Source organism: Pseudoalteromonas sp. BSi20311, from assembly GCF_000239875.1.
Lineage (GTDB): Bacteria > Pseudomonadota > Gammaproteobacteria > Enterobacterales > Alteromonadaceae > Pseudoalteromonas.
This window is the reverse complement of the sequence record NZ_BADU01000031.1, coordinates 1-21169: the sequence shown is the minus strand read 5'-3', so window position 1 is coordinate 21169 and position 21169 is coordinate 1. Positions and strand designations below refer to the sequence as shown.

Annotated in this window: 20 protein-coding genes; 11 read left to right on the top strand and 9 right to left on the bottom strand. The window is 41.1% G+C overall.

Annotation, left to right across the window (positions count from 1 at the left end):
- Positions 1 to 15 precede the first annotated feature (15 nt).
- From P20311_RS03030 to greB, 4 genes are all read right to left on the bottom strand, one after another.
- Positions 16 to 2340, bottom strand: a complete 2325-nt coding sequence (locus P20311_RS03030; RefSeq protein ID WP_008109528.1) for a Tex family protein — start codon at positions 2338 to 2340, stop codon at positions 16 to 18.
- A gap of 168 nt (positions 2341 to 2508) precedes the next feature.
- Positions 2509 to 3087: a CBS domain-containing protein gene (locus tag P20311_RS03025; RefSeq protein WP_008109526.1), complete on the bottom strand. Its 579-nt coding sequence runs from the start codon at positions 3085 to 3087 to the stop codon at positions 2509 to 2511.
- A 60-nt stretch (positions 3088 to 3147) separates the two neighbouring features.
- Entirely contained in the window at positions 3148 to 3453 is a 306-nt protein-coding gene (locus P20311_RS03020) for a hypothetical protein (protein WP_008109524.1), read from the bottom strand.
- Between the two features lie 124 nt (positions 3454 to 3577).
- Entirely contained in the window at positions 3578 to 4051 is a 474-nt protein-coding gene (gene greB / locus P20311_RS03015) for a transcription elongation factor GreB (RefSeq protein ID WP_036984713.1), read from the bottom strand.
- Between the two features lie 183 nt (positions 4052 to 4234).
- On the opposite strand from greB, the gene ompR reads away from it, so the two are divergent.
- Both ompR and envZ read left to right on the top strand, forming a co-directional pair.
- Positions 4235 to 4954 (top strand): two-component system response regulator OmpR, encoded by a 720-nt coding sequence (ompR, locus tag P20311_RS03010; RefSeq protein ID WP_008109519.1) that lies wholly within the window; start codon positions 4235 to 4237, stop codon positions 4952 to 4954.
- A 5-nt stretch (positions 4955 to 4959) separates the two neighbouring features.
- Entirely contained in the window at positions 4960 to 6273 is a 1314-nt protein-coding gene (gene envZ / locus P20311_RS03005; protein WP_010392436.1) for a two-component system sensor histidine kinase EnvZ, read from the top strand.
- A 60-nt stretch (positions 6274 to 6333) separates the two neighbouring features.
- On the opposite strand, the gene P20311_RS03000 is transcribed toward envZ, so the two are convergent.
- Together P20311_RS03000 and speE are read right to left on the bottom strand one after the other, a co-directional pair.
- Entirely contained in the window at positions 6334 to 8376 is a 2043-nt protein-coding gene (locus tag P20311_RS03000; RefSeq protein WP_008109510.1) for a glycoside hydrolase family 97 protein, read from the bottom strand.
- 139 nt (positions 8377 to 8515) lie between these two features.
- Entirely contained in the window at positions 8516 to 9379 is an 864-nt protein-coding gene (speE, locus tag P20311_RS02995; protein ID WP_008109508.1) for a polyamine aminopropyltransferase, read from the bottom strand.
- A gap of 199 nt (positions 9380 to 9578) precedes the next feature.
- Here speE and speA point away from each other — a divergent pair, with 199 nt between their 5' ends.
- The 4 genes from speA to P20311_RS02975 are packed head-to-tail and all read left to right on the top strand — an operon-like array spanning position 9579 to position 14587.
- Complete coding sequence (gene speA / locus P20311_RS02990) at positions 9579 to 11459, top strand: biosynthetic arginine decarboxylase (protein ID WP_008109504.1); 1881 nt, start codon at positions 9579 to 9581, stop codon at positions 11457 to 11459.
- 60 nt (positions 11460 to 11519) lie between these two features.
- On the top strand, positions 11520 to 12392 hold the full coding sequence (locus P20311_RS02985; RefSeq protein ID WP_008109502.1) for an acyltransferase: 873 nt from the start codon (positions 11520 to 11522) through the stop codon (positions 12390 to 12392).
- 18 nt (positions 12393 to 12410) lie between these two features.
- Positions 12411 to 13331 (top strand): acetyltransferase, encoded by a 921-nt coding sequence (locus tag P20311_RS02980; protein WP_008109501.1) that lies wholly within the window; start codon positions 12411 to 12413, stop codon positions 13329 to 13331.
- Entirely contained in the window at positions 13328 to 14587 is a 1260-nt protein-coding gene (locus tag P20311_RS02975; RefSeq protein WP_008109500.1) for a mechanosensitive ion channel family protein, read from the top strand. Before P20311_RS02980 ends, P20311_RS02975 begins: the two co-directional genes overlap by 4 nt.
- Here P20311_RS02975 and chrA read toward each other — a convergent pair.
- A complete protein-coding gene (gene chrA, locus P20311_RS02970; RefSeq protein WP_008109499.1) occupies positions 14547 to 15698 on the bottom strand; it encodes a chromate efflux transporter in 1152 nt (383 codons plus the stop codon). The two genes, P20311_RS02975 and chrA, sit on opposite strands and share 41 nt — an antisense overlap.
- Positions 15699 to 15882: 184 nt before the next feature.
- On the opposite strand from chrA, the gene P20311_RS02965 reads away from it, so the two are divergent.
- Both P20311_RS02965 and P20311_RS02960 read left to right on the top strand, forming a co-directional pair.
- Complete coding sequence (locus P20311_RS02965) at positions 15883 to 16515, top strand: OmpA family protein (RefSeq protein ID WP_010392457.1); 633 nt, start codon at positions 15883 to 15885, stop codon at positions 16513 to 16515.
- A gap of 95 nt (positions 16516 to 16610) precedes the next feature.
- A complete protein-coding gene (locus tag P20311_RS02960; protein WP_008109497.1) occupies positions 16611 to 17276 on the top strand; it encodes a hypothetical protein in 666 nt (221 codons plus the stop codon).
- Positions 17277 to 17290: 14 nt separating this feature from the next.
- Here P20311_RS02960 and P20311_RS02955 read toward each other — a convergent pair whose 3' ends face one another.
- Positions 17291 to 19069 (bottom strand): ABC transporter transmembrane domain-containing protein, encoded by a 1779-nt coding sequence (locus P20311_RS02955; RefSeq protein WP_008109496.1) that lies wholly within the window; start codon positions 19067 to 19069, stop codon positions 17291 to 17293.
- 88 nt (positions 19070 to 19157) lie between these two features.
- Between P20311_RS02955 and P20311_RS02950 the strand changes: the two genes are divergently transcribed.
- From P20311_RS02950 to P20311_RS02940, 3 genes are read left to right on the top strand one after another with little or no spacing between them, the layout of a single operon-like run.
- Positions 19158 to 19556, top strand: a complete 399-nt coding sequence (locus P20311_RS02950) for a DUF3224 domain-containing protein (protein ID WP_008109495.1) — start codon at positions 19158 to 19160, stop codon at positions 19554 to 19556.
- A 17-nt stretch (positions 19557 to 19573) separates the two neighbouring features.
- Positions 19574 to 19756: a hypothetical protein gene (locus P20311_RS02945; RefSeq protein ID WP_008109493.1), complete on the top strand. Its 183-nt coding sequence runs from the start codon at positions 19574 to 19576 to the stop codon at positions 19754 to 19756.
- Between the two features lie 9 nt (positions 19757 to 19765).
- Positions 19766 to 20383 (top strand): LysE family translocator, encoded by a 618-nt coding sequence (locus tag P20311_RS02940; protein WP_008109492.1) that lies wholly within the window; start codon positions 19766 to 19768, stop codon positions 20381 to 20383.
- A gap of 43 nt (positions 20384 to 20426) precedes the next feature.
- On the opposite strand, the gene P20311_RS02935 is transcribed toward P20311_RS02940, so the two are convergent.
- The coding region (locus P20311_RS02935) for a MipA/OmpV family protein (RefSeq protein ID WP_238529422.1) at positions 20427 to 21169 on the bottom strand (743 nt) is incomplete at its 5' end.

Sequence of the window (21169 nt, the reverse complement as noted above, 5' to 3'; positions counted from 1 at the left end):
TTTTATTGGGTCATTTTATTTTTTCACTTTCGCATTGGCAAAGGCATCAGCAAACGCATTACCCATCATGGCATTGCCTGTGTCACGCTTTGGTTTGGGCGCTCGCGATTGGTTTGCATTGTTGCCACGCGGCTTTTGCGGCGCCGCAGGGGCAGCTTTATTGCTAGTGTCTATCTCGTCATCTAAGCGCATGGTAAAGCTAATGCGTTTACGGGCAGCGTCAACTTCAACCACTTTCACTTTAACAATGTCACCAGCTTTAACCACTTCTCGCGGGTCTGAAATAAACTTATTAGTAATAGCTGAAATATGCACTAGCCCATCTTGATGGACACCTACATCAACAAATGCACCAAAATTAGCAACGTTCGATACCACGCCTTCTAAAATCATGCCTGGTTTTAAATCACTAATTTTTTCAACGCCCGCTTTAAACTCAGCAGTTTTAAATTCAGGGCGCGGATCGCGACCCGGTTTATCAAGCTCGCTAATGATATCGGTCACGGTAGGCAGGCCAAATTTATCGTCAATATAGTCATTTGCAGCGAGCTTATTTAAAAACTCCTTATTACCAATGAGGTTATTTACGTCTACCTGATTGTGCTCACAAATACGCTTAACGATAGGGTATGCTTCAGGGTGAACTGATGAGTTGTCTAGTGGATCGCTGCCATTGTTAATGCGTAAAAAGCCGGCTGCTTGTTCAAATGCTTTTGGCCCCAAGCGCTCTACTTTTTTTAACTGACTGCGTTTTGTAAATGACCCATTTGTATCACGGTAGTTTACAATGTTTTGCGCTAAGGTTTTGTTTAAGCCAGAAACACGTGCAAGCAAAGGTACAGAGGCCATATTTAAATCAACACCGACACTGTTTACACAGTCTTCTACCACCGAAATTAGGCTTTGCCCCAGTTGGCTTTGCGATACATCATGTTGGTATTGACCTACACCAATAGACTTAGGCTCTATTTTAACCAGCTCAGCTAATGGATCTTGGAGGCGGCGTGCAATAGACACGGCACCGCGTAAAGATACATCTAAATCCGGAAATTCATTAGCAGCAAACTCAGACGCAGAGTACACCGAAGCGCCGGCCTCACTGACCATGATTTTATTCAGTTTAAGCTCGGTATTGGCTTTGATAAGTTCGCCAACTAGTTTATCTGATTCGCGAGAAGCGGTGCCGTTACCAATTGCAATAAGCTCTACCTTATGTTGACGACATAGCTGCTCGAGCGTGCGTAATGATTTATCCCAATGATTTTGTGGTGCATGTGGAAAAATCGTTTGGGTAGCAAGCAGCTTACCTGTGCTATCAACCACGGCAATTTTACAACCGGTACGTAAACCAGGATCTAAGCCTAACGTAGTGCGAGGACCTGCAGGGGCTGCCATTAATAAGTCTTTTAAGTTTTTAGCAAATACATCAATGGCACCGGTTTCGGCTTTTTCACGCATTGCGGCTAAAAATTCATTTTCTAAGTGTAATCCAAGCTTAATTTTCCACGCCCATTGCACCACGGTTAATAACCAAGCGCTGGCAGGTTTGTTTTTAATATCTAGGCGGTAATGATCGCTAATCATCTGTGCACATAATTGCGCTGGATTTTCAGCGCTCGGCTCAGGATTAATAGTTAACTGTAAAACGCCTTCATTACGCGCTCTTAGCATGGCTAGTGCACGGTGCGAGGGGACTTTTTTTAACGGTTCTTGATGTTCAAAGTAGTCTCGGTATTTAGCCCCCGCTTGTTCTTGGCCATCAATAAGTTTGCTTTCAATCGCCCCATTTTGGCTAATATGAGTTCTAAATTTAGCGAGTAATTTAGCGTCTTCGGCAAAGCGTTCCATTAAAATAAACTTAGCACCATCAAGCGCTGCTTTAGTATCGACAATTGCTTTGTCGACATTAATAAATTGTGCAGCCTCAGCGTCTGGGTCAAGCATCGGATCGTTAAATAACGCATCGGCTAGCGGTTCTAAACCGGCTTCAATAGCTATTTGACCTTTAGTGCGGCGCTTTGCTTTATAAGGCAAATATAAGTCTTCTAGTTCGGTTTTACTTTGTGCTGCTTTAATATCAGCCGCTAATTCACCGGTAAGTTTATTTTGAGATTCTATCGTCGACAGGATAAAGCCACGACGCTCTTCAAGTTCACGTAAATAAGATAAACGTTGCTCTAGAAGGCGTAGTTGGGTGTCATCTAATCCACCGGTCACTTCTTTTCTGTAACGGGCAATAAAGGGGACGGTTGCGCCTTCATCAAGTAACTTTGTTGCTGCAACCACTTGTTGCTGCTGTGCATTTAGCTCAGTTGCTAAACGTGCAGAGATATCGCTCATGCAAAAACCTTTTAATACAAAAAATAAGACCAGCTAAAAAGTTAACTGATGCGTCAATGTCTTGAATAATATCACAGGGGAGGGTAATAAAAAGCTCTTAAAGCAAGCTATTTTACTTGCCTTAAGATGCCATTACTGGGGTTGGAACTATACTAATAAAAAGCGGATTTAGTGAGGGTGCTCTACACTTTCAAGTACTTCACTAAATGTGTGCGCTATTGGACTAATATGAACAGGAATTTGTAGCTTACGTGCTATATCGCGTGCTGAAATTAAACCACTTATTTCATTATTAGCTGCAGTGACTAATAAAAACATAGCGCCATGATGTTCCATAGTTTGCAGTGCATCACCAATGCATGAGTAGCTTAAGCTTTTCATACTTACACCCATTAAATTACTCAGCGGTGTCATTAAATAGCGTAAGCTAATTTCACTACGAGGCAAGCCTAAACGCTGCGCTAAAATCATGATTTTTGAGCTTTGTAAATCTGCACTTGCGACAATTCCAATTAGTTTTTGATGTTCGTCAGTCACTAAAATAAAATCAGAGCGCTGAGTATTTAACTGTTTTGATGCTTGTTCAATGGTTGTATCAAACGCTGCGCGCATAGGACTTGTTTGAGTAAAGCTAGTTACTATACGTGTTGCTGGAGAGGTTAAATCAATCACAGCCTCATTAGTAAAAGTATCAGCAATAGTGCCATGAGAAATATCTTGGGTACGGAGTTCTTTAAAGTTAGACATAATATCCACCTAAATAAATAGTTATAAAAATTTAATAATGTTTAAAAGCAAGTTATTAAATTAAATAACGGGTGGCGCTCGCGGGTTTGCATGATTGTAGGCAGTGGCTAAAAATCTACTTTCATAATGAAAGAAAAACGCTAAAGGAAGTGGTTGAATTTCTCTAAGCGCAATAACACCAACATGAGAATCTATATCGGTGTCGAGGTTTGCTTGGTCAGGGGAGTCACAAACAATAAATTCAGCTGGAGCAAAACCAGCATCAAGTTTGTTATTTTTAGGTGCACCATGCAATGTCAAACTCACACTCATGAAGAGTGCAAACACGAGGGCATTTTGTAATATGCGCGCTGTTATGTTTGACATAATGATGACCTTAATTAACTACTCTCAAGTTAATACAACATTACTTGAGTAACTTTAGTTATAGCTTACTCAGATAATATAAACAATAAAAAGTTAATATGATCTGAATCAAAACTAAGCGCTGTCATTTTTGATAGATAATGTTATTTACGTACCACTGCTTAGCACCTTGCGGAGTCATGACCTCAAAATCATCGTCTACTTGTTTTTTTAATAGCGCTCGCGCCATTGGTGAATCGATAGAAATATAGTCGTTGCGATCATAAATTTCATCGGGGCCGACAATTCTAAAATTTTTACACTCACCGGCCTCGTTTTCTATTTCTACCCACGCTCCAAAAAAAACTTTGCCGTCTTGTACAGGTGAGTAGTCAACAATTTTTAAATCGGGGATGCGTTTTCGTAAATAGCGAACACGACGGTCAATTTGACGTAGTAAACGTTTGTTGTACTGATAGTCTGCGTTTTCAGAGCGATCACCTAGGCTAGCAGCCCAACTCACAATTTTAGTCACTTCTGGACGTTTTTCATTCCAAAGATGATCATGTTCTTGCTGCAATTGTAAATAACCTTCGCGAGTAATTAAGTTTGTTTTCACGCTGAGTTCTTGTTTAATCTTCATGAGTGGCAAGGTATTAAAATAAAGGCAGCTTGTCGAGATAAAATAGCTATCAATGAATTTGAAATGTTCAGTAACAATCTAAGCACTTAATTAGTTTTTTATTATTAAGTTTTTCATTTATATTAACGATTAATAAATTATAAAAATAAGCAACAGATTATGGGACAAGAGACAGTAAAAGTATTGGTGGTTGATGACGATAAACGTTTACGCAGTTTGCTGGAACGCTACTTGGTAGAGCAAGGGTTTATTGTCAGAACAGCTGCTGATTCGGAGCAAATGGATAGACTAATTGAGCGTGAAAACTTTCATCTAATGGTGCTTGATTTAATGCTGCCCGGCGAAGATGGGCTTTCTATTTGTAGACGTTTACGCCAAAAAGAAAACCAAATCCCTATTGTTATGCTGACCGCCAAAGGCGATGAAGTCGATCGCATTATTGGCCTAGAACTCGGCGCTGACGACTATATTCCGAAACCGTTTAATCCTCGCGAGCTATTAGCGCGCATAAAAGCCATTTTACGTCGCCAATCAAAAGAAGTACCAGGGGCGCCTTCAGCGCAGGAGAACTTAATTGCGTTTGGTAAATTTACCCTAAATTTAGCCACCCGCGAAATGAGTGAAGGCGATAACACGGTGTCACTCACTAGTGGTGAATTTGCGGTGCTAAAAGCGTTAGTGTCTCATCCGCGTGAGCCATTAAGTCGTGATAAATTAATGAACTTAGCTAGAGGGCGAGACTACAGTGCGCTTGAGCGCAGTATTGATGTTCAAGTATCACGCCTTCGTAGAATGATCGAAGTCGATGCCGCTAACCCACGCTATATTCAAACGGTATGGGGTTTAGGTTATGTATTTGTTCCTGACGGTGAAAAGTAATCATTATGGGAATGTTTCCGCGTAGTGCGTTTGGACAAACCGTATTTTTGGTTGCCGCTTTGTTGCTTATTAACCAAATAGTCTCCTACGTCACGGTAAGTTTATATGTAGTTAAACCCACCATTGAACAAGTTAATTTAATGCTGGCTAAGCAAATTAAAACCGTGTTTATTGATTGGGAAGATGGCGTTGAAGTCACCGATGAAGTCTCTGAGAAGTTTTTTGAAATAACCGGCATTGAAGTAATGACTCAGCGTGAAGCTATGCGTCATGGTTTAGGCCAAAGTCGTGAGTATTCTGGGCTATCGCGTAGTATGTCTGAGCAATTAAATGGCTTTTCTCGGGTGCGCATTAGTCAAACTGATCCGCTTATTTATTGGGTAGAAGCCCCGCAGGCGCCGGGTTATTGGGTCAAAGTGCCGCTCACCGGATTTAAAGAAAGTAACCTTGAGTTTTTAACCTTTTATCTTTCTAGTATCGGCTTTTTAAGTGTACTAGGAGGTTGGTTATTTGCCAGGCATTTGAACCGACCACTAAAAGCATTACAACAAGCTGCGATAAAAGTAGGGGTAGGCGACTTTAGTACCAAGTTACAAGAGCAAGGGTCGAGTGAGGTTATTGAGGTAACGCGCGCCTTTAATCAAATGTCGCGAGGTATTGCTGCCCTTGAAAACGACCGTCGATTACTTATGGCCGGTGTTTCTCATGATTTACGCACACCGCTTACGCGTATTCGTTTAGCCACAGAAATGATGGTTGATGAAGATGATTATTTACGTGAAGGCATTATTTACGATATTGAAGATATGAATGGCATTATCGATCAATTTATCGAATATTTACGCCATCATAAACGTGAAGAACAAACCTGCGAAGATATTAATGCGCTCCTTGGTGAAGTCGTACAAAGTGAGCTTAAGCATCAACGGGTGATCACGTTTAAACCGAATCCTAATATTGGAAAAATTCCCATAAGTAGTGTCGCGATTAAGCGAGTAGTGACCAATATGATAGAAAATGCACTACGCTACTCAGAGGGTGATATTGAAGTACTCAGTTATTTTAATTCCAATAAAAAATATGTGGTTATTGCGGTCAACGATAGTGGTCCGGGTATTCCTGAAAGCGAGTTGGAGTCAGTATTTGAACCGTTTAAACAAGGTGATGCAGCTCGCGGTAGTGAAGGTAGCGGCCTAGGCCTTGCAATTATTAAGCGTATTATCGATATGCATGGCGGCAAGGTGGTGCTCTCTAATCGCCCTGAAGGTGGTTTAAGTGCGCAAATATACCTACCGATAAAGGTTACTAATCCAAGCTAATAACGCTATCTGCATGGTTGCAGATAGCGTTAATTTATTATCTAGAGTTCAGATTAACTACTAGAGGGCTTTAAAACGAATGGCTGTACCGCCACTGGTGGCCAATTTTAATGTTAGCTTATCGCTTGCGGTAACAGTGCGTTTTTCAATGCTTAAATCATAAGGATTGTTCTTCCATTCAGCGTTTTTACCGTCTTGGTAGATTTGCGCTTCAAACTGTTTATCTTTATCTAAAAAGTCGAGTTTAATCTCAATGGTGCGGGCATTTTCATCGGTAACTGCACCTAAGTACCAATCGTTCCCTGAATAGTTATCGCGCTTGCGCTCTTTGCGTGCAAATACAATAAAGTCGCCTACTTCGCCATCAAGCGCAATACTTTGTTGCCAATCGGTCGGTACGTCTTGAATAAATTGAAAAGCATCGGGCTTAGCTAAATAATTTTTAGGTAAATCAGCCGCCATTTGAATTGGGCTGTACATTACAACATAAAGTGCTAATTGCTTTGCAAGTGTTGTTTGCGGACGGTTTGTATCGCCACCTAAGCCATTAAAGCTCATATCAAAAATACCCGGTGTAAAGTCCATTGGGCCTGCAAGCATACGCGTAAAAGCAAGCATTGGAATGTGCTCTGGTGGATTGGGTGGCGTGCCCCATGCGTTAAATTCTTGGCCGCGAGCGCCTTCACGAGCAATCCAATTAGGGTAAGTTCGGCGAAGGCCGGTGTCTTTTATTGGCTCATGAGTATTAATACTTATTTTATGTTTTGCAGCTAGCTTAACGTTGTATAAGTACTCATTAACCATAAATTGGCCGTCATGCCACTCAAAACGGGCAATGCCGTTTTCATCAATGCGTTTAATATTGCCACCATCGGCCACATAACCGGTTTTAATTTGGCTTACATTTGATTGCTCGTAAAGCGCAAAAGCGTCTTCCATTTGGTCGCGATAATTACTAACATTGCCAGAGGTTTCATGATGACCAATTAACTGCACCCCTTTTTCTTTACCGTACTGTGTAAGCGCTGCAATATCGAAATCGTCATAAGGCTGAGTAAAGCTAAATACATCACCATTATAAAACCAGTCGCCATCCCAACCGGTGTTCCAACCTTCCACTAATACACCATCAAAGCCGTATTTTGCGGCAAAGTCCATGTAGTATTTGGTATTTTTTGTGGTGGCACCGTGTTTTTCGCCACTGCCCCAAGTATTCTCATTGATGTGCATGCCCCACCAAATACCTACGTATTTGCCTGGTTTAACCCAGGACACATCACCGAGCTTATTTGGCTCATTTAGATTTAAAATAATATCTGAATTAACTAAGTCTACCGCATGTTCGCCAATTTGAATGGTGCGCCAAGGTGTATTAAATGCACCGTGCTTTTTGACTGCTATACCATCTGACCATGGCGTTAAATCGGCGCTAAAAGTGCCTGGGCGACGTTGGTTAAGCACCATGCCCGCATAATCAACTAGGGCTGCTTCATGAATGCTGACATGTACACCGTTACCATTTTTAAAGGTAAAAGGGGTGTGAGCGAGTGCAGCATCTTGTAAGGCTGTGGTGTTGTAGACATATTCGTAACGATTCCAACCGCGAGCAGGTATCCACCATGCGGTGGCTTTATCGGCACCGGCGATGGCAAACTCGGTCAGCTCTTTAGTAATTTCTATTTTTTCAAAACCGGCTTGTTTAGGGACTTCATAGCGAAATCCCACACCGCTATCAAAGGCTTTAAATCGCACTGTGTATGTGCCACCGTGGGGTGCGGGTTTATTAAAGGTAACGGCAATTTCATTGTGCTTGTCGACAACGGTTTGGCGCTCACCCCAAGGCTGTTGCCATTGGCTATCTGTTTGTGAGTGGGTTACTTCACTAATAACAAAACCTTCATCAAATGGCGCTTGGCTTTTAAATCTAAAACCTAAATGTGACTGCGCAATAACAGGTTTACCATTAAAGCTAATAGAATAGTAAGGAGATGAAGATTGATCAGATATGGTGATTTTAATTTTTTGATCAGGCGATTCCAGCATGGCTTCTTTTGCAAAAGCGCTGCTTGAAAGTAAAGCAACTAGCAGTAAAGGTAATCTCATTGTGTGTCCTTTATGTCAAATTGTAGACTATGAGCATAAAGTGAAGGTGGGGTTATTACGAGATGACTGCAAACGTATTCAGTGTAATTAAACACATAAAAAAGGGCTCTAGCGAGCCCTGTTTTATATTTATAACTTATTATTTTTTATCAAAAGCGCGTTTCATGTAATTAGGTGTTGCGAGTGCACCGTGATGAATGCCGCCATTGTAGTATTCACTATGCTGTGCAATTATTGCTGCGCCGTCTTCTCTAAAGCCATTAAATGCCTCAGATTTGCGAGCTAGCGTCACTGACCATAACCCACTTGGGTAAATAGGTTGTGGGAATGGGAGTGTTTGTAAATCGTTAAAACCAACACTTAGCATAGCTTCGCGCATTTCAACTAACAGTGGCATATGCATTAATGGCGATTCACTTTGTTGTACCAGTATTCCACCAGGGCGAAGTGCGTTTAAACAGCTAGTATAAAACGCATGGTTAAATAAACCTTCACCTGGGCCTACCGGATCAGTACCATCAACAATCACTACATCAATAGACTCACCAGCTGCTTCGCGCATGTATTTAATGCCATCGTCAAACATCACAGTAGCACGTGGGTCATTATTTGATTCACATAACTCTGGGAAGTACTTTAACGACATTTGGGTAACTACTTCGTCAATATCGATTTGGGTTACAGTTTCTACGCTTGGGTGCTTGAGCACTTCACGTAACGTACCGCAGTCGCCGCCACCAATAATAACTACATTTTTTGGGTTTGGATGCGCCAGTAATGCTGGGTGGCTGATCATTTCGTGGTAAAAAAAGTTTTCACGGCTACTTACCATAGTACAACTATCAATGATCATTAAATTACCAAAGTCTGTGGTTTCAAACATTTCTACTTTTTGAAAAGGAGACTGTTTTTCATCTAACTTTTTGTTAATACGTAATGAAAATGCGCTGCCATCGCGGTCGCTAATTTCAGTAAACCACTTACTTTGATCTAAATTTGCCATAGTTGTTGTTACACTTTTGGTTGAGTATGAAAAAAAGGAGGCAATTCTGCCAGTGCTTGGCCTATTGCTCAATCAAATTTTACTCTCTTTAGCGAATAAAGTTAGCTATAAAGAGGGGAAAGTTCAATTTTTGTTAGCTTAGCAGATAGTGACGTATTAAAATGCCCCTTTACACCTAATTTAATAAAGAAGAGTTGCCATGACTTGGGGTTTAGAAACAGCACGTGCTACATACAATGTTGCTCATTGGAGCGATGGTTATTTTGATATTAACGCACAAGGTGAGTTGATAGCCTATCCTGATGGCGACCAAACAAAACCTGCCATTTCTTTAAGTCAGCTTACTGAGCAATTTAAGCAGCAAGGGTTAACATTGCCCGTACTGGTGCGCTTTACTGATATTTTAAAAAATCGTGTAGATACGCTCACCAATGCCTTCACTCAAGCGCGCACTAACCGCGAATATAACGGCAAATACACCTGTGTTTATCCTATTAAAGTAAACCAGCAGCGCTCTGTTGTGAGTAAGTTATTAGCTCACCCAAGTGGCTTAGTGGGACTTGAAGCCGGTTCTAAGCCTGAACTAATGGCCATTTTAGGGGTGGCGAAAGAGCCTATTACTATTGTATGTAACGGCTACAAAGACAGCGAGTTTTTACGTTTAGCCTGTATTGGTCAAGCAATGGGACACAGCGTTAAAATTGTGGTTGAAAAACTCTCAGAGCTAACCACATTGCTTGAAGAAATTGATAATTTAGGCATTGAACCGGCTATTGGAATTCGTATTCGCTTAAATTCGGTTGGCAAAGGTAAATGGCAAAATACCGGTGGTGAAAAAGGTAAGTTTGGTTTAACCGCAGGGCAAGTACTCAGTGCAGTGGAAGTACTTAAGCAACATAACAAGTTGCATTTAATGCAAATGGTGCATTTTCATATTGGTTCTCAAATCGCCAATATTCGTGATATTCATCGTGCCTTGCGCGAATGTGCTCGCCACTTTGCTGAATTAACTCAATACGGTGTACCGCTAAATACGGTTGATGTGGGTGGCGGGCTTGGCGTTGACTATGAAGGCTCAGGCTCACGTAGTGCCTGCTCAATGAACTACACAGTCGAAGAATACGCGCGTAATGTAGTGAATGCATTTGCCGATGTGTGCGATCAGCATAACTTAACGCATCCTGCGATTATTACCGAATCTGGCCGTGCATTAACGGCTCATCATGCGGTGTTGATCACCGATGTCATTGATGTAGAAAAAGCACCGAATCATTTCAACCCAGAACCGCCATTGGAAAACAGCGCATTAGTGCTAGATGAAATGTGGCAATGCTTACAACGTTTGAACCCACGTATGGCACTTGAAATATATCATGATGCTATGCACTTATTTAGCGAAGCACACGATCAATACGTGCATGGTTTAGTGAGCATGCTAGAGTGGGCGAAAATAGAGCAGCTTTACTTTACGATTTTACACCGAGTTCGTGCATCGTTAAGCGTTAACGCACGCGCTCATCGCGAAGTGCTGGATGATTTAAACGAAAAGCTAGCCGATAAACTGTTTGTGAATTTTTCATTGTTTCAGTCATTACCTGATGTATGGGGTATTCAGCAGTTATTTCCGGTCATGCCCATCGAAAACCTAACGCAGCCGCTTACTCAGCGCGCGATTATCCAAGACATTACTTGTGATTCTGACGGGCAAATACGTGAGTACGTTGAAGGTGCAGGTATTGAAACAAGTTTACCTATCCCTGAATATACACAAGGTCAGCAGTATCATATTGCCATGTTTATGGTGGGGGCATACCAAGAGATTTTAGGTGACTTACATAACCTATTTGGTGATACCGACTCAGTCCATGTTGAGCTTAATGAGCAGGGATATGTATTAACCAATGCCATTAAAGGAGACAGCGTTAAGGATGTATTAAAATTTGTTGATTATGATAGCGAGTTATTAGCTGATAACTTTGCCACTCAAATTAATAAACTTGATGTATCAGAACACTGTAAAGAAGGGTACCTAGCCGAGCTCAATGCAGGGCTTGAGGGCTACACCTATTTTGAAGATTAATTTAGTTGCATAGTTAAGCGCGGTCTTAGTGGCTGCGCGATGTTTAAAGGAATAGAAGTAATGTCAGTTATTCGCAGTGTATTTAGTATTTTCTTTTATACAATAAACACTCTTTTTTGGTTTGTGCCTATTTTTATTTGTGGCATCGTTAAGTTAATCCCAATCAAACCACTACAAAAATTAATGAGTTGGACGGCCAAGCAATGTGCCTCTATTTGGGTGACCTTCAACACGTTAAATCAAACGTTATTAACGCCAACAAAACTTAATGTTATTGGTCTTGAAGAGCTTAAATTAAAAGATTGGTACCTAGTCATTGCTAACCACCAAAGCTGGGTGGATATTTTAGTGTTACAGCGGGTGTTTAATCGCAAAATACCTTTTTTAAACTTCTTTTTGAAAAAAGAGCTTATTTACGTGCCTGTTTTAGGTTTATGTTGGTGGGCACTCGACTTTCCTTTTATGACCCGCACCAGTAAAAGCCAATTAAAAAAGAATCCTAAATTGCGTGGTAAAGATTTAGAAACCACCCGTAAAGCCTGTGAAAAATTTAAAGAAATGCCAGTCAGTGTGGTTAACTTTGTTGAAGGGACGCGTTTTACAGCGCAAAAGCATGCGCGTCAAAATAGCCCGTTTCCTCACTTACTTAAACCGAAAGCGGGTGGTGTGGCGTTTGTAATGCAAGCCATGGGTGAGCAAATTTCTAAAGTGGTAAATGTCACTATTCATTACCCTGAGGGCATTCCTACCTTTATGGATTTTGCAGCCGGTAAAGTAAAACACATTGATGTACATGTTGAAGTAAAAGGCGTTAGTGACGACTTAATTGGTGATTACACTAATGATCCTGACTTTAGAGTACGCTTTCAAAGTGAATTAAATCGCGTGTGGGAAGAAAAAAACCAGACGTTGGTTAATCTCAAACAAAAATAACAAAATGAGCTGACAGTTATGCTAAAAAAATGGTTACCTAATTGGTTAAATGGCTTAATTGTTGGCTGTGTTTTATTTGCTAATTTAATAATATTTGGCGCATTAGTGCTTACCCTTGGGTTAGTTAAATTAGTGCTGCCCATACCTGTAGTGGGTAAATTATTACACAGTGCGTATAAAGGGTGGTGCAAAGGTAACCGCTTAGGGCTGTGGCTAGGCTGTAATAATATTAAAGTTAATATTAGTGGGGAGGTAAACGCCAACAGTTGGTATTTGCTAATCAGTAATCATATCAGCTGGCTTGATATTGCGGTATTGAGCTCGTTGGATGCATTGCCAGCCCCTAAGTTTTTTTTAAAAGATGAGCTTAAATACGTGCCATTTATTGGCACTGGTGCGTGGGCGATGGGTATGCCCTTTATGAAACGAGTGACCAAAGCGCAATTGGCTAAAAATCCGAATTTAAAAGGCTTAGATGTCGAGCGTACTAAGCGCAGTTGCCGTAACTTTCGTCATCACCCTACAACCATAGTTAACTTTGTAGAAGGTACACGTTTTACTGCGCAAAAGCACCAGCATCAACAAAGCCCTTTTCAGCATTTATTAAAGCCTAAGGCTGGTGGAATTGCTTTTGCCTTAGAGGTTTTAAACGAGCAGTTTGACGCTATGCTTAACACCAGTTTAGTGTATAGCGGTCAGTCAGATCATGTGTGTCGTAATATTTTAAAAGGCGAGTTGGAGTCTATTCATATTACTATTGAGGTTATGCCAATAAATACACAGATGATTGGCAGTTACCAAACCGATAAGGCATTCAGGGCCCAGTTTCAGCAATACTTAAATAACTTATGGACAGTAAAAGATAAGCAATTAAGCGCTATTCATATTCAGCAAGCTAGTACTGAATTAACTCCCAGTAAGGAAATTGAAATACCATGAGCAAAACACACCTACAGGAGCTAATTACTCCTTGGTTTGAAAAAGTCCCCGATGCTTTTTTTCTCAGTGCAATTACCGCCTCATCAATTGGCATTCTTTCATTATTATTTGTTTACTTATTTACTCGTCGCTTGATGTTACCGGGTATTCAAAAGGTGGTGACTAAACTCTCGCCTGAGCGTATTGGTTCATTGTCACCTATGTTAACTAAGCTCAATAAGCGGATTGCCTGCTTGCTGTGCTGTGTGCTTTTTTTAGCCACATTTGATAGTGTTTATCCGGTTAATGCAATTGCTCAAGAGATCCTTAAAACCATTGGCCAAGCATTATTAATTATTTATATTGGTTTTATTATTAGCAGTATTGTAAGCATTGCTGGTGCTATTTATAACCAATTAGATTTTGCCCGCGAAGTGCCCATTCAAGGGTTAATTCAAGTGGTTAAGCTGATCACCTTTATTGTGTGTTCAATATTAATTGTTAGTATTGTGCTTGAAAAATCGCCGACTTATATTCTCTCTGGTTTTGGTGCGATCGCCGCTGTTACTTTATTAGTATTTAAAGACACCATATTAGGTTTTGTCGCCAGCATTCAAATTGCCGCTAATCGTTTGGTGACCTATGGAGATTGGATCCAAGTAGATAACTACGGCGCCGATGGCGAAGTGATTGATTTAGGACTTAATACCGTAAAAGTACGTAACTGGGATAACACCATAACGACCATCCCCACTTATATGCTGGTGGCCGGTTCATTTAAAAATTGGCGCGGTATGCAAGAATCTGGTGGGCGACGCATCAAGCGTTCTTTAAACATTGATATGAACAGCATCTTTTTAGTTAATGACGATTTTAAAGCGCAAATAGAAGCGGCTATACCACTGCAAGAATATATTCGACTAGGCACACTTCCCGATCCGGTGTCGAACTTAGGGCTATTTCGTCGCTATGCAGAGGGTTACTTAAAACAACACAGTAAAATCAATACCTCGCTCACACTTATGGTGCGTGAACTACAACCGCTTAATCATGGCTTACCGATTGAGTTTTACTGCTTCAGTGAAGACAAACGTTGGATATCTTACGAGCATTTACAAGCTGAAATTATGGACCATTTACTGGCCGTATTACCTGTGTTTGGGCTGCGCGCTTATCAAAGTGTCAGTGGGCAATTAAGCCCAGCTGACGGGGCCAATATGGCAGGTAAACCCAGCATTAAAGTGCCCAATAATGCTGTCCAAGGCCAACACCAATAAACAATAACAATAGCCACCAAATAGGTGGCTTTTTAATACGTAACCATGCAAACGCAGCAATCACTAATGCAATTTGCCAAATATTGCTTACGGCAGAAGTCCAAATGGGTGAATATAATGCAGCTGCCAAAAAGCCAACTACAGCAGCATTAAGCGCTGCAATTGAGCTGGCAAAGCGAGGATTACTGGCCAAGTTTATCCAGCTTTTTTGAAACGCCAGCATCAGTAAAAAACCGGGTAAAAATATCAATAATGTTGCGATTAGCGCACCCACTAATGGTTGTGCAGAGTTCAATTGTGCCCCCAAGTAGGTGGCGATAGTAAACATTGGGCCAGGAACGGCTTGGGCACTGGCGTACGCAGTTAAGAATTGATCATTACTCAGCGTTGGAACTCCCGCTTGCAAAACAGGTAATACAACGTGTCCACCACCAAATACCATGGCACCTGCTTGGTAAAAAGGCGCGAATAACGCAGCGTTTTCGCCAAGTGGGATAAAGCTGATGGCAAGTAGTAGTGCAAATAAGCCAAGAGCAATCCAATTGATGTTGGTTTTTTCTCTGCTAACATTTTCTGTAGATTTAGCTAAGTTAAGTAAAGGCCATAAAGCACCGATAATGGCAGCGGTTACTAAAATGGCGATTTGAGTGCCCAACATAGGAAATAAAATCAGTGCTAAAGTACTCATTATTGCCAGAAGTTTAAGTACCGCACTGGTGCAAAAGCTTTTCGCCATACTAAGGGTCGCATCAGCAACAATAACCACGGCAAATAGTTTCAAACCTGCAATAATAGCAAAATAAACAGCATCAAACTGATGTGCACTTATTGCAATTAGCACCATGATCAAAAACGAAGGCAGGGTAAAGCCTATAAACGCAGCGATACCACCGAGTACACCAGCACGTTCTACGCCAATAGCAAAGCTAACCTGACTTGAACCAGGGCCTGGCAGAGCTTGACTTAAGCTAATTAGCTGCGCGTAACGCGCTGTACTTAACCAGCGAAGCGAATCAACAAAGTGGTGCTTAAAGTAACCTAAATGCGCGGCAGGGCCGCCAAAGCTCATGCAGCCAAGCAAAAAGAACTGTCTGAAAATCGCAATTAACATAGTGTCCATCGCCTTTTGATAAATCATAAAATTGTCACAAACAAGTATGACATTATTATGAAACGCTATCACTACTTCCTTATTTGATAGGCAATATCAACGCTTATACATTATTCTTCATTGTTGGTTCATACATATATTTGCATAATCGCAATAATAAATTCTAAATGAATAGGAAATTACCATGATGTTAACTAAATCACTTTTAAGTGTCACTGTCGTTGCTGTATTACTTTCTGGCTGTGAAATGAATAACACGGGTAAAGGCGCCGCCATTGGTGCTGCAGCAGGGGGAATTTTAGGTAAAGCTACAGGTAACCACAAAGATAAACGTATTTTTATTGGTGCAGCTATTGGTGCGCTAGCGGGTGCAGCTGTAGGTGATTACATGGATAAACAAGAGGCTGCTTTTCGTGATGAACTAGCAGGTTCGGGAGTTGAAGTGGTACGTGAAGGTGATAACTTACGCTTAGTGATGCCATCTAATATTACGTTTGCGACTGATCAATCTTATATTTCATCGGGCTTTCATGACACTCTAAATGCGATAGCAAGTGTAATGAATAAATACGAAAAAACCTACTTAAGTGTTGAAGGTCACACCGACAGCACGGGCAAAGATAGTTACAATATGACTCTTTCAGAGCAGCGTGCACAAAGTGTAAAAAATTACTTGGTAAACCAACAAATTATGGCTGCACGAGTAAGCACGAGCGGCTTTGGTGAATCACGCCCAATTGCCACTAACGATACCGCGAATGGTCGCGCGCAAAACCGCCGCGTCGAAATTCAAATAGTGCCTAATACACAAGGTTAATAGCTAAAACCGCGCAAATGCGTGGTTTTGTATATTTTAATGGCACTTTTGCCTGCGTTAGCTGTCACAAATAGTTCTTCGATAAGGACATATTTATGGCAGCGTGGCGCACGGCAATTATTTTATCGGTATGTTTACATGGATTAGTTTTGTTTTTTGTTGCCTCATTAAAAGCACCTAAAATAAAGCCGCCACAATCAACCCCAATTAAAGCTTATATGGTAAGTGTGCCTGCCAAAATTAAAGCAATACAACAACCCCCTCAACAACGCGCTAACAAAAATGTGAATTCAGAAATCAACTCAATTGAGCCTGACAATGCAACCCAATCAAAATCATTAAATGCGATTAATAAAAAAACAGATAAAACGACTGAGCCGGTAAAGATCAGCACTAAAAATACCCAGTCTGTAATTTTAAAGCCTTACAAAAAGATCGATTTAAACAAAGGACTCAACAGTATTTTACAGCAACAAACTGGCTATTCTGATACTGCAAAGAGTGACCCTCAGAAAAAGCGTATTACAGTCCCAAAAGAGCATCCAGGCAAGGTAAAGCCACTATTAAAAATAGAGCAGCAAAATATGCAATTTACCACTTATCGACGAGGTGATAGCTGTTTTAGAAAGGTATCCGTTGGTGCAGGGGTTATGCCAAAAAATGACTTGCCCGAAAGTTACATAGCTGGTGTAAAGTGCGATAAAACTAAGCTAACTGAGGCTTACGATACCGCAATGAATAAATGGCTTAAAAAGAAGTAGCAACTAAAATGCAATCAATCTAAATTAAACTGTAATTCACATAGTTTTTGATACAAAGGGTTACTTGCCATTAATTGCTGATGAGTGCCTGTAGCTTTTATTTCGCCATTTTCCATTACTACAATCATATCGGCATGTTTTACCGTGGCCAGTCTATGGGCAATAATCAGCGTTGTTCTATTTTGCATTAAGTGTTCAAGTGCGGCCTGAACATGATGCTCGCTTTGCGCATCAAGCGCGCTGGTAGCCTCATCAAGTAGCAGTATCTCTGGGTCTTTTAAAATGGCGCGAGCAAGAACAATACGTTGCTTTTGCCCACCCGATAGCCTTACACCTTGCTCACCTAAGAAGCTGTTATAGCCTTGTGGTAACTGTTTTATAAATTCATCGGCATGGGCATGTTTAGCGGCTGCATAAACTTGCTCGTCACTGGCGCTTGGGTTGCCATAGCGAATGTTATGCGTAACATCAGAGCTAAATAAAATCGGGTTTTGTGCCACCATCCCCATTTTGTTGCGTAAGGTGTTTAACGACAACTGTTTAATATTTATATTATGAAACTTAATCGCTCCGCTAGCAGGGTCATAAAAACGCTGTAACAGTTCAAACAAGGTGGTTTTACCGGCACCTGAAGGGCCAACAATAGCCACGGTTTTACCTGTTTCAATATTTAAGCTGATATTATTTAATGCGCTTACATCTGGGCGAGAAGGGTAATTAAAACTAATACCTTCAAGTGAAATTGCACTGTTACTTGTTGTTGCATGTAACTGATCATCTTGTGGAATTTCGGGATTTTGTATTTTACTTTTAACGGCGAGCAGTTCAAGCAGTCGGGCAGCTGCCCCTGCGGCACGTTGTAGTTCACCATAAACCTCAGCAACGGTTGCTACCGACATGGCCACCATAATGGCATAAAACACAAAAGCACCGAGTTCACCGCCCGTCATAGTGCCTGCGAGCACATCACTACCGCCTACCCAGAGCATGGCACTAATAGCACTAAAGGTAAGAAAAATAACTGCTGCAATTAAAAACGAGCGCTGTTTAATGCGGCTTTTGGCAACATTGAAGGCCTTTTCGGTTTCATTAGCAAAAGCAGATTGCTCTTGCTGCTCATGGCTATAACTTTGTACCACTTTTATGTTTTGAATGATCTCACCCGCGTAGGTGCTGATATCTGCAATCGCATCTTGGCTAGAACTTGCAAGTTTGCGTACCTTTTTACCAAAAACTAACATAGGCACCAGTACTAAAGGGACGCAGGCCACGACGACTAAGGTAAGCTTTAAATTAGTAACAAGTAGCATAATTAAACCACCGACTAACATTAGCGAGCTTCGCAGTGCCATAGAAAATGACGAGCCAATAATAGATTGTAATAATGTGGTGTCGGTGGTTAAACGCGACATCAGCTCGCCGCTACGATTTTCTTCAAAGTAACTCGGGTGCAAGGTAACAATACGATTAAACACGGCTTTTCGAATGTCGTTACTGACTCGTTCGCCAATCCACGACATTAAATAAAATCGGCTGAATGTACCCACTGCCAATAAACTGATCAAACCAATTAATACCAACACAGCTTGTTGTAATTGCGCTTGCGAGCCGGCAATAAAGCCATGATCAATCACAAACTTAACGCCTTGGCCTAGCGATAAGTTAACTCCTGCGGTGGCAAGTAACGCCACTAAAGCCCCTAAAACTACCCATTTATAGGGCTTAATAAAATTAAATATGGGGAATAAAGCGCTAAAAGCGGCTTTATCTGAAGCAGGCTTGTCTGTAGGCATAGTAGATTCTTATTGATGATTAAGGTATAGATATGGCATCAATAGATTAAAAATCAATAGTATTAAAAATCATCAATAAGGAAAAATTATGACAACTAAACAGGTAACAGGCGAGTTTACCGTTACATTAGCGCCTATAGAGGGGTATGCACACGGGCAGCAAGGCGTTAATTTAGGTCGGATGTCGATTGATAAACAATTTACTGGTGGCCTAACCGCAACTAGCCAAGGTGAAATGCTCAGCGCCATGACCCCCACCCAAGGCAGTGCCGGTTATGTGGCTATTGAACAAGTAATAGGCGAACTTGATGGTTTGCAAGGTGGTTTTGTACTGCAGCATTTTGGCACCATGGATAAAGGCCAAGATAGCTTGATTTTAAAAGTGGTACCCGACTCAGGCACTGATGAGCTCGCAGGATTAACCGGCAGTATGAAAATACGGATTGAGCAAGGGATTCACCATTACGATTTTGAATACATGTTATAAGTTCAACAAGGATTAAAATGCAAAAAGTAATCGAATTCAGAAAGGCCCGTTTTTTGGGTGGGGTAGATATAGTCGCACTAAATGATCGCATACAGGAATTAAACCAAGACGGCTGGAAAGTAATAAACGCAGTGCCATTGACAGGCTTTTATGGGCAAGTGCATGGTTATGCATTACTTATTGAAAATGAAGAAATATAAGGGTTACTAATGGCATTATCATTATGGTTGAGCTTAGCATTGGTGTGCATGATGGGCGCAATGTCGCCTGGTCCCAGTTTAGCTGTGGTATTAAAGCATAGCTTAAGCGGTGGCATGAAAAATGGCATGCTGGCAGCGTTAAGTCATGGTTTTGGAGTGGGCTTATATGCAGCGGCTTCATTGTTGGGGTTAGGCGCATTGATGTTGCAGTTTCCTACTGTGTACCAATTATTAGTGTACTTAGGGGCAGCCTATTTAGCGTATTTAGGTTTGAAAATACTATTTTCAAAGCCCAACGACAGCGAGCTAAACATTCAGCAAAGCGAAGTGAGCAGCTCTAAGGCGTTACAAGATGGCTTTGCCATTGCATTTTTAAACCCCAAGCTAGCAATTTTCTTTCTGGCGTTATTTTCACAATTTATTGACCCAGAGAATCTTACTTTAAGTATTGGCATCATTATGTGCTTAACGGTTTTTGTAATAGATACTGGCTGGTATTTATTGGTAGCCTTACTCACTGAGGTGTCTAAAAAACGCTTTGGTTTTACTAAGCAAAATATATGGTTAGATAGGCTGTTAGGTGCGGTATTTATTGCGCTGGCAATTAAAGTTGTGGTGGGTGTTTAAAGCATTTTGTAGTAGTGCCGTGCAATCCTCTGCACGGCAAAGTTTAAAAATGATAGCTTACAGACAGCATAGCTGTAGATAGGTTGTTATCTGCAACAATGGGTGAGTTTTTAATATCATCATCCAGTTGGCTGTATTTAAGCATGGCGTTAATATTCCACTGTTTATTTAGCTGATAATTAGCCACTATTCCTGATTGATAGTTAACCGTTGAGCCAAGCTCATAAGCGTCAAACGTATTTGATTCTCCCTGTGCAACACCATAATAATAATTTGATAAAGTACGGCTGCTTAGCTCTATGCCGATAAATGGCGTTAAAGATAATCGCGTTGAAAGCTTAATTGGGTAACTATAATGGCTGTTAAGCTTTGCACTATTACCATGACCTAATACATCGTGGGACACACTGGCTCTAATAATACCAAAGCGCGAACGGTGCATAATTCGGGTGCCTGCATACAAAGACAGTTTTCGTTCATCTAGCGAGCTGATGGCAACATTATCTGAGTCAGTGGAATCAAAAAACTGACGAGGCTCAAGGATAACAGACCAACTAAAGCCTTCTTTTTTAAATAACTTATAATCTGCGGCAATGCCTCTTACTGTTAAATTTTCGCCATAGTAATCGATAGTGGGTAAGGCGATAGTTGTATTGTCGGTATCAAGATAAGGAGATTCGACCGAGATAGCGCCTAAGCCTACAGACCATTTTGATTGGGCGTGAGAGGAAAATGCTAGCAGTGCACAGAGGCTTATTAGTAGCCTTAAACTAGGTAGAATGTAAG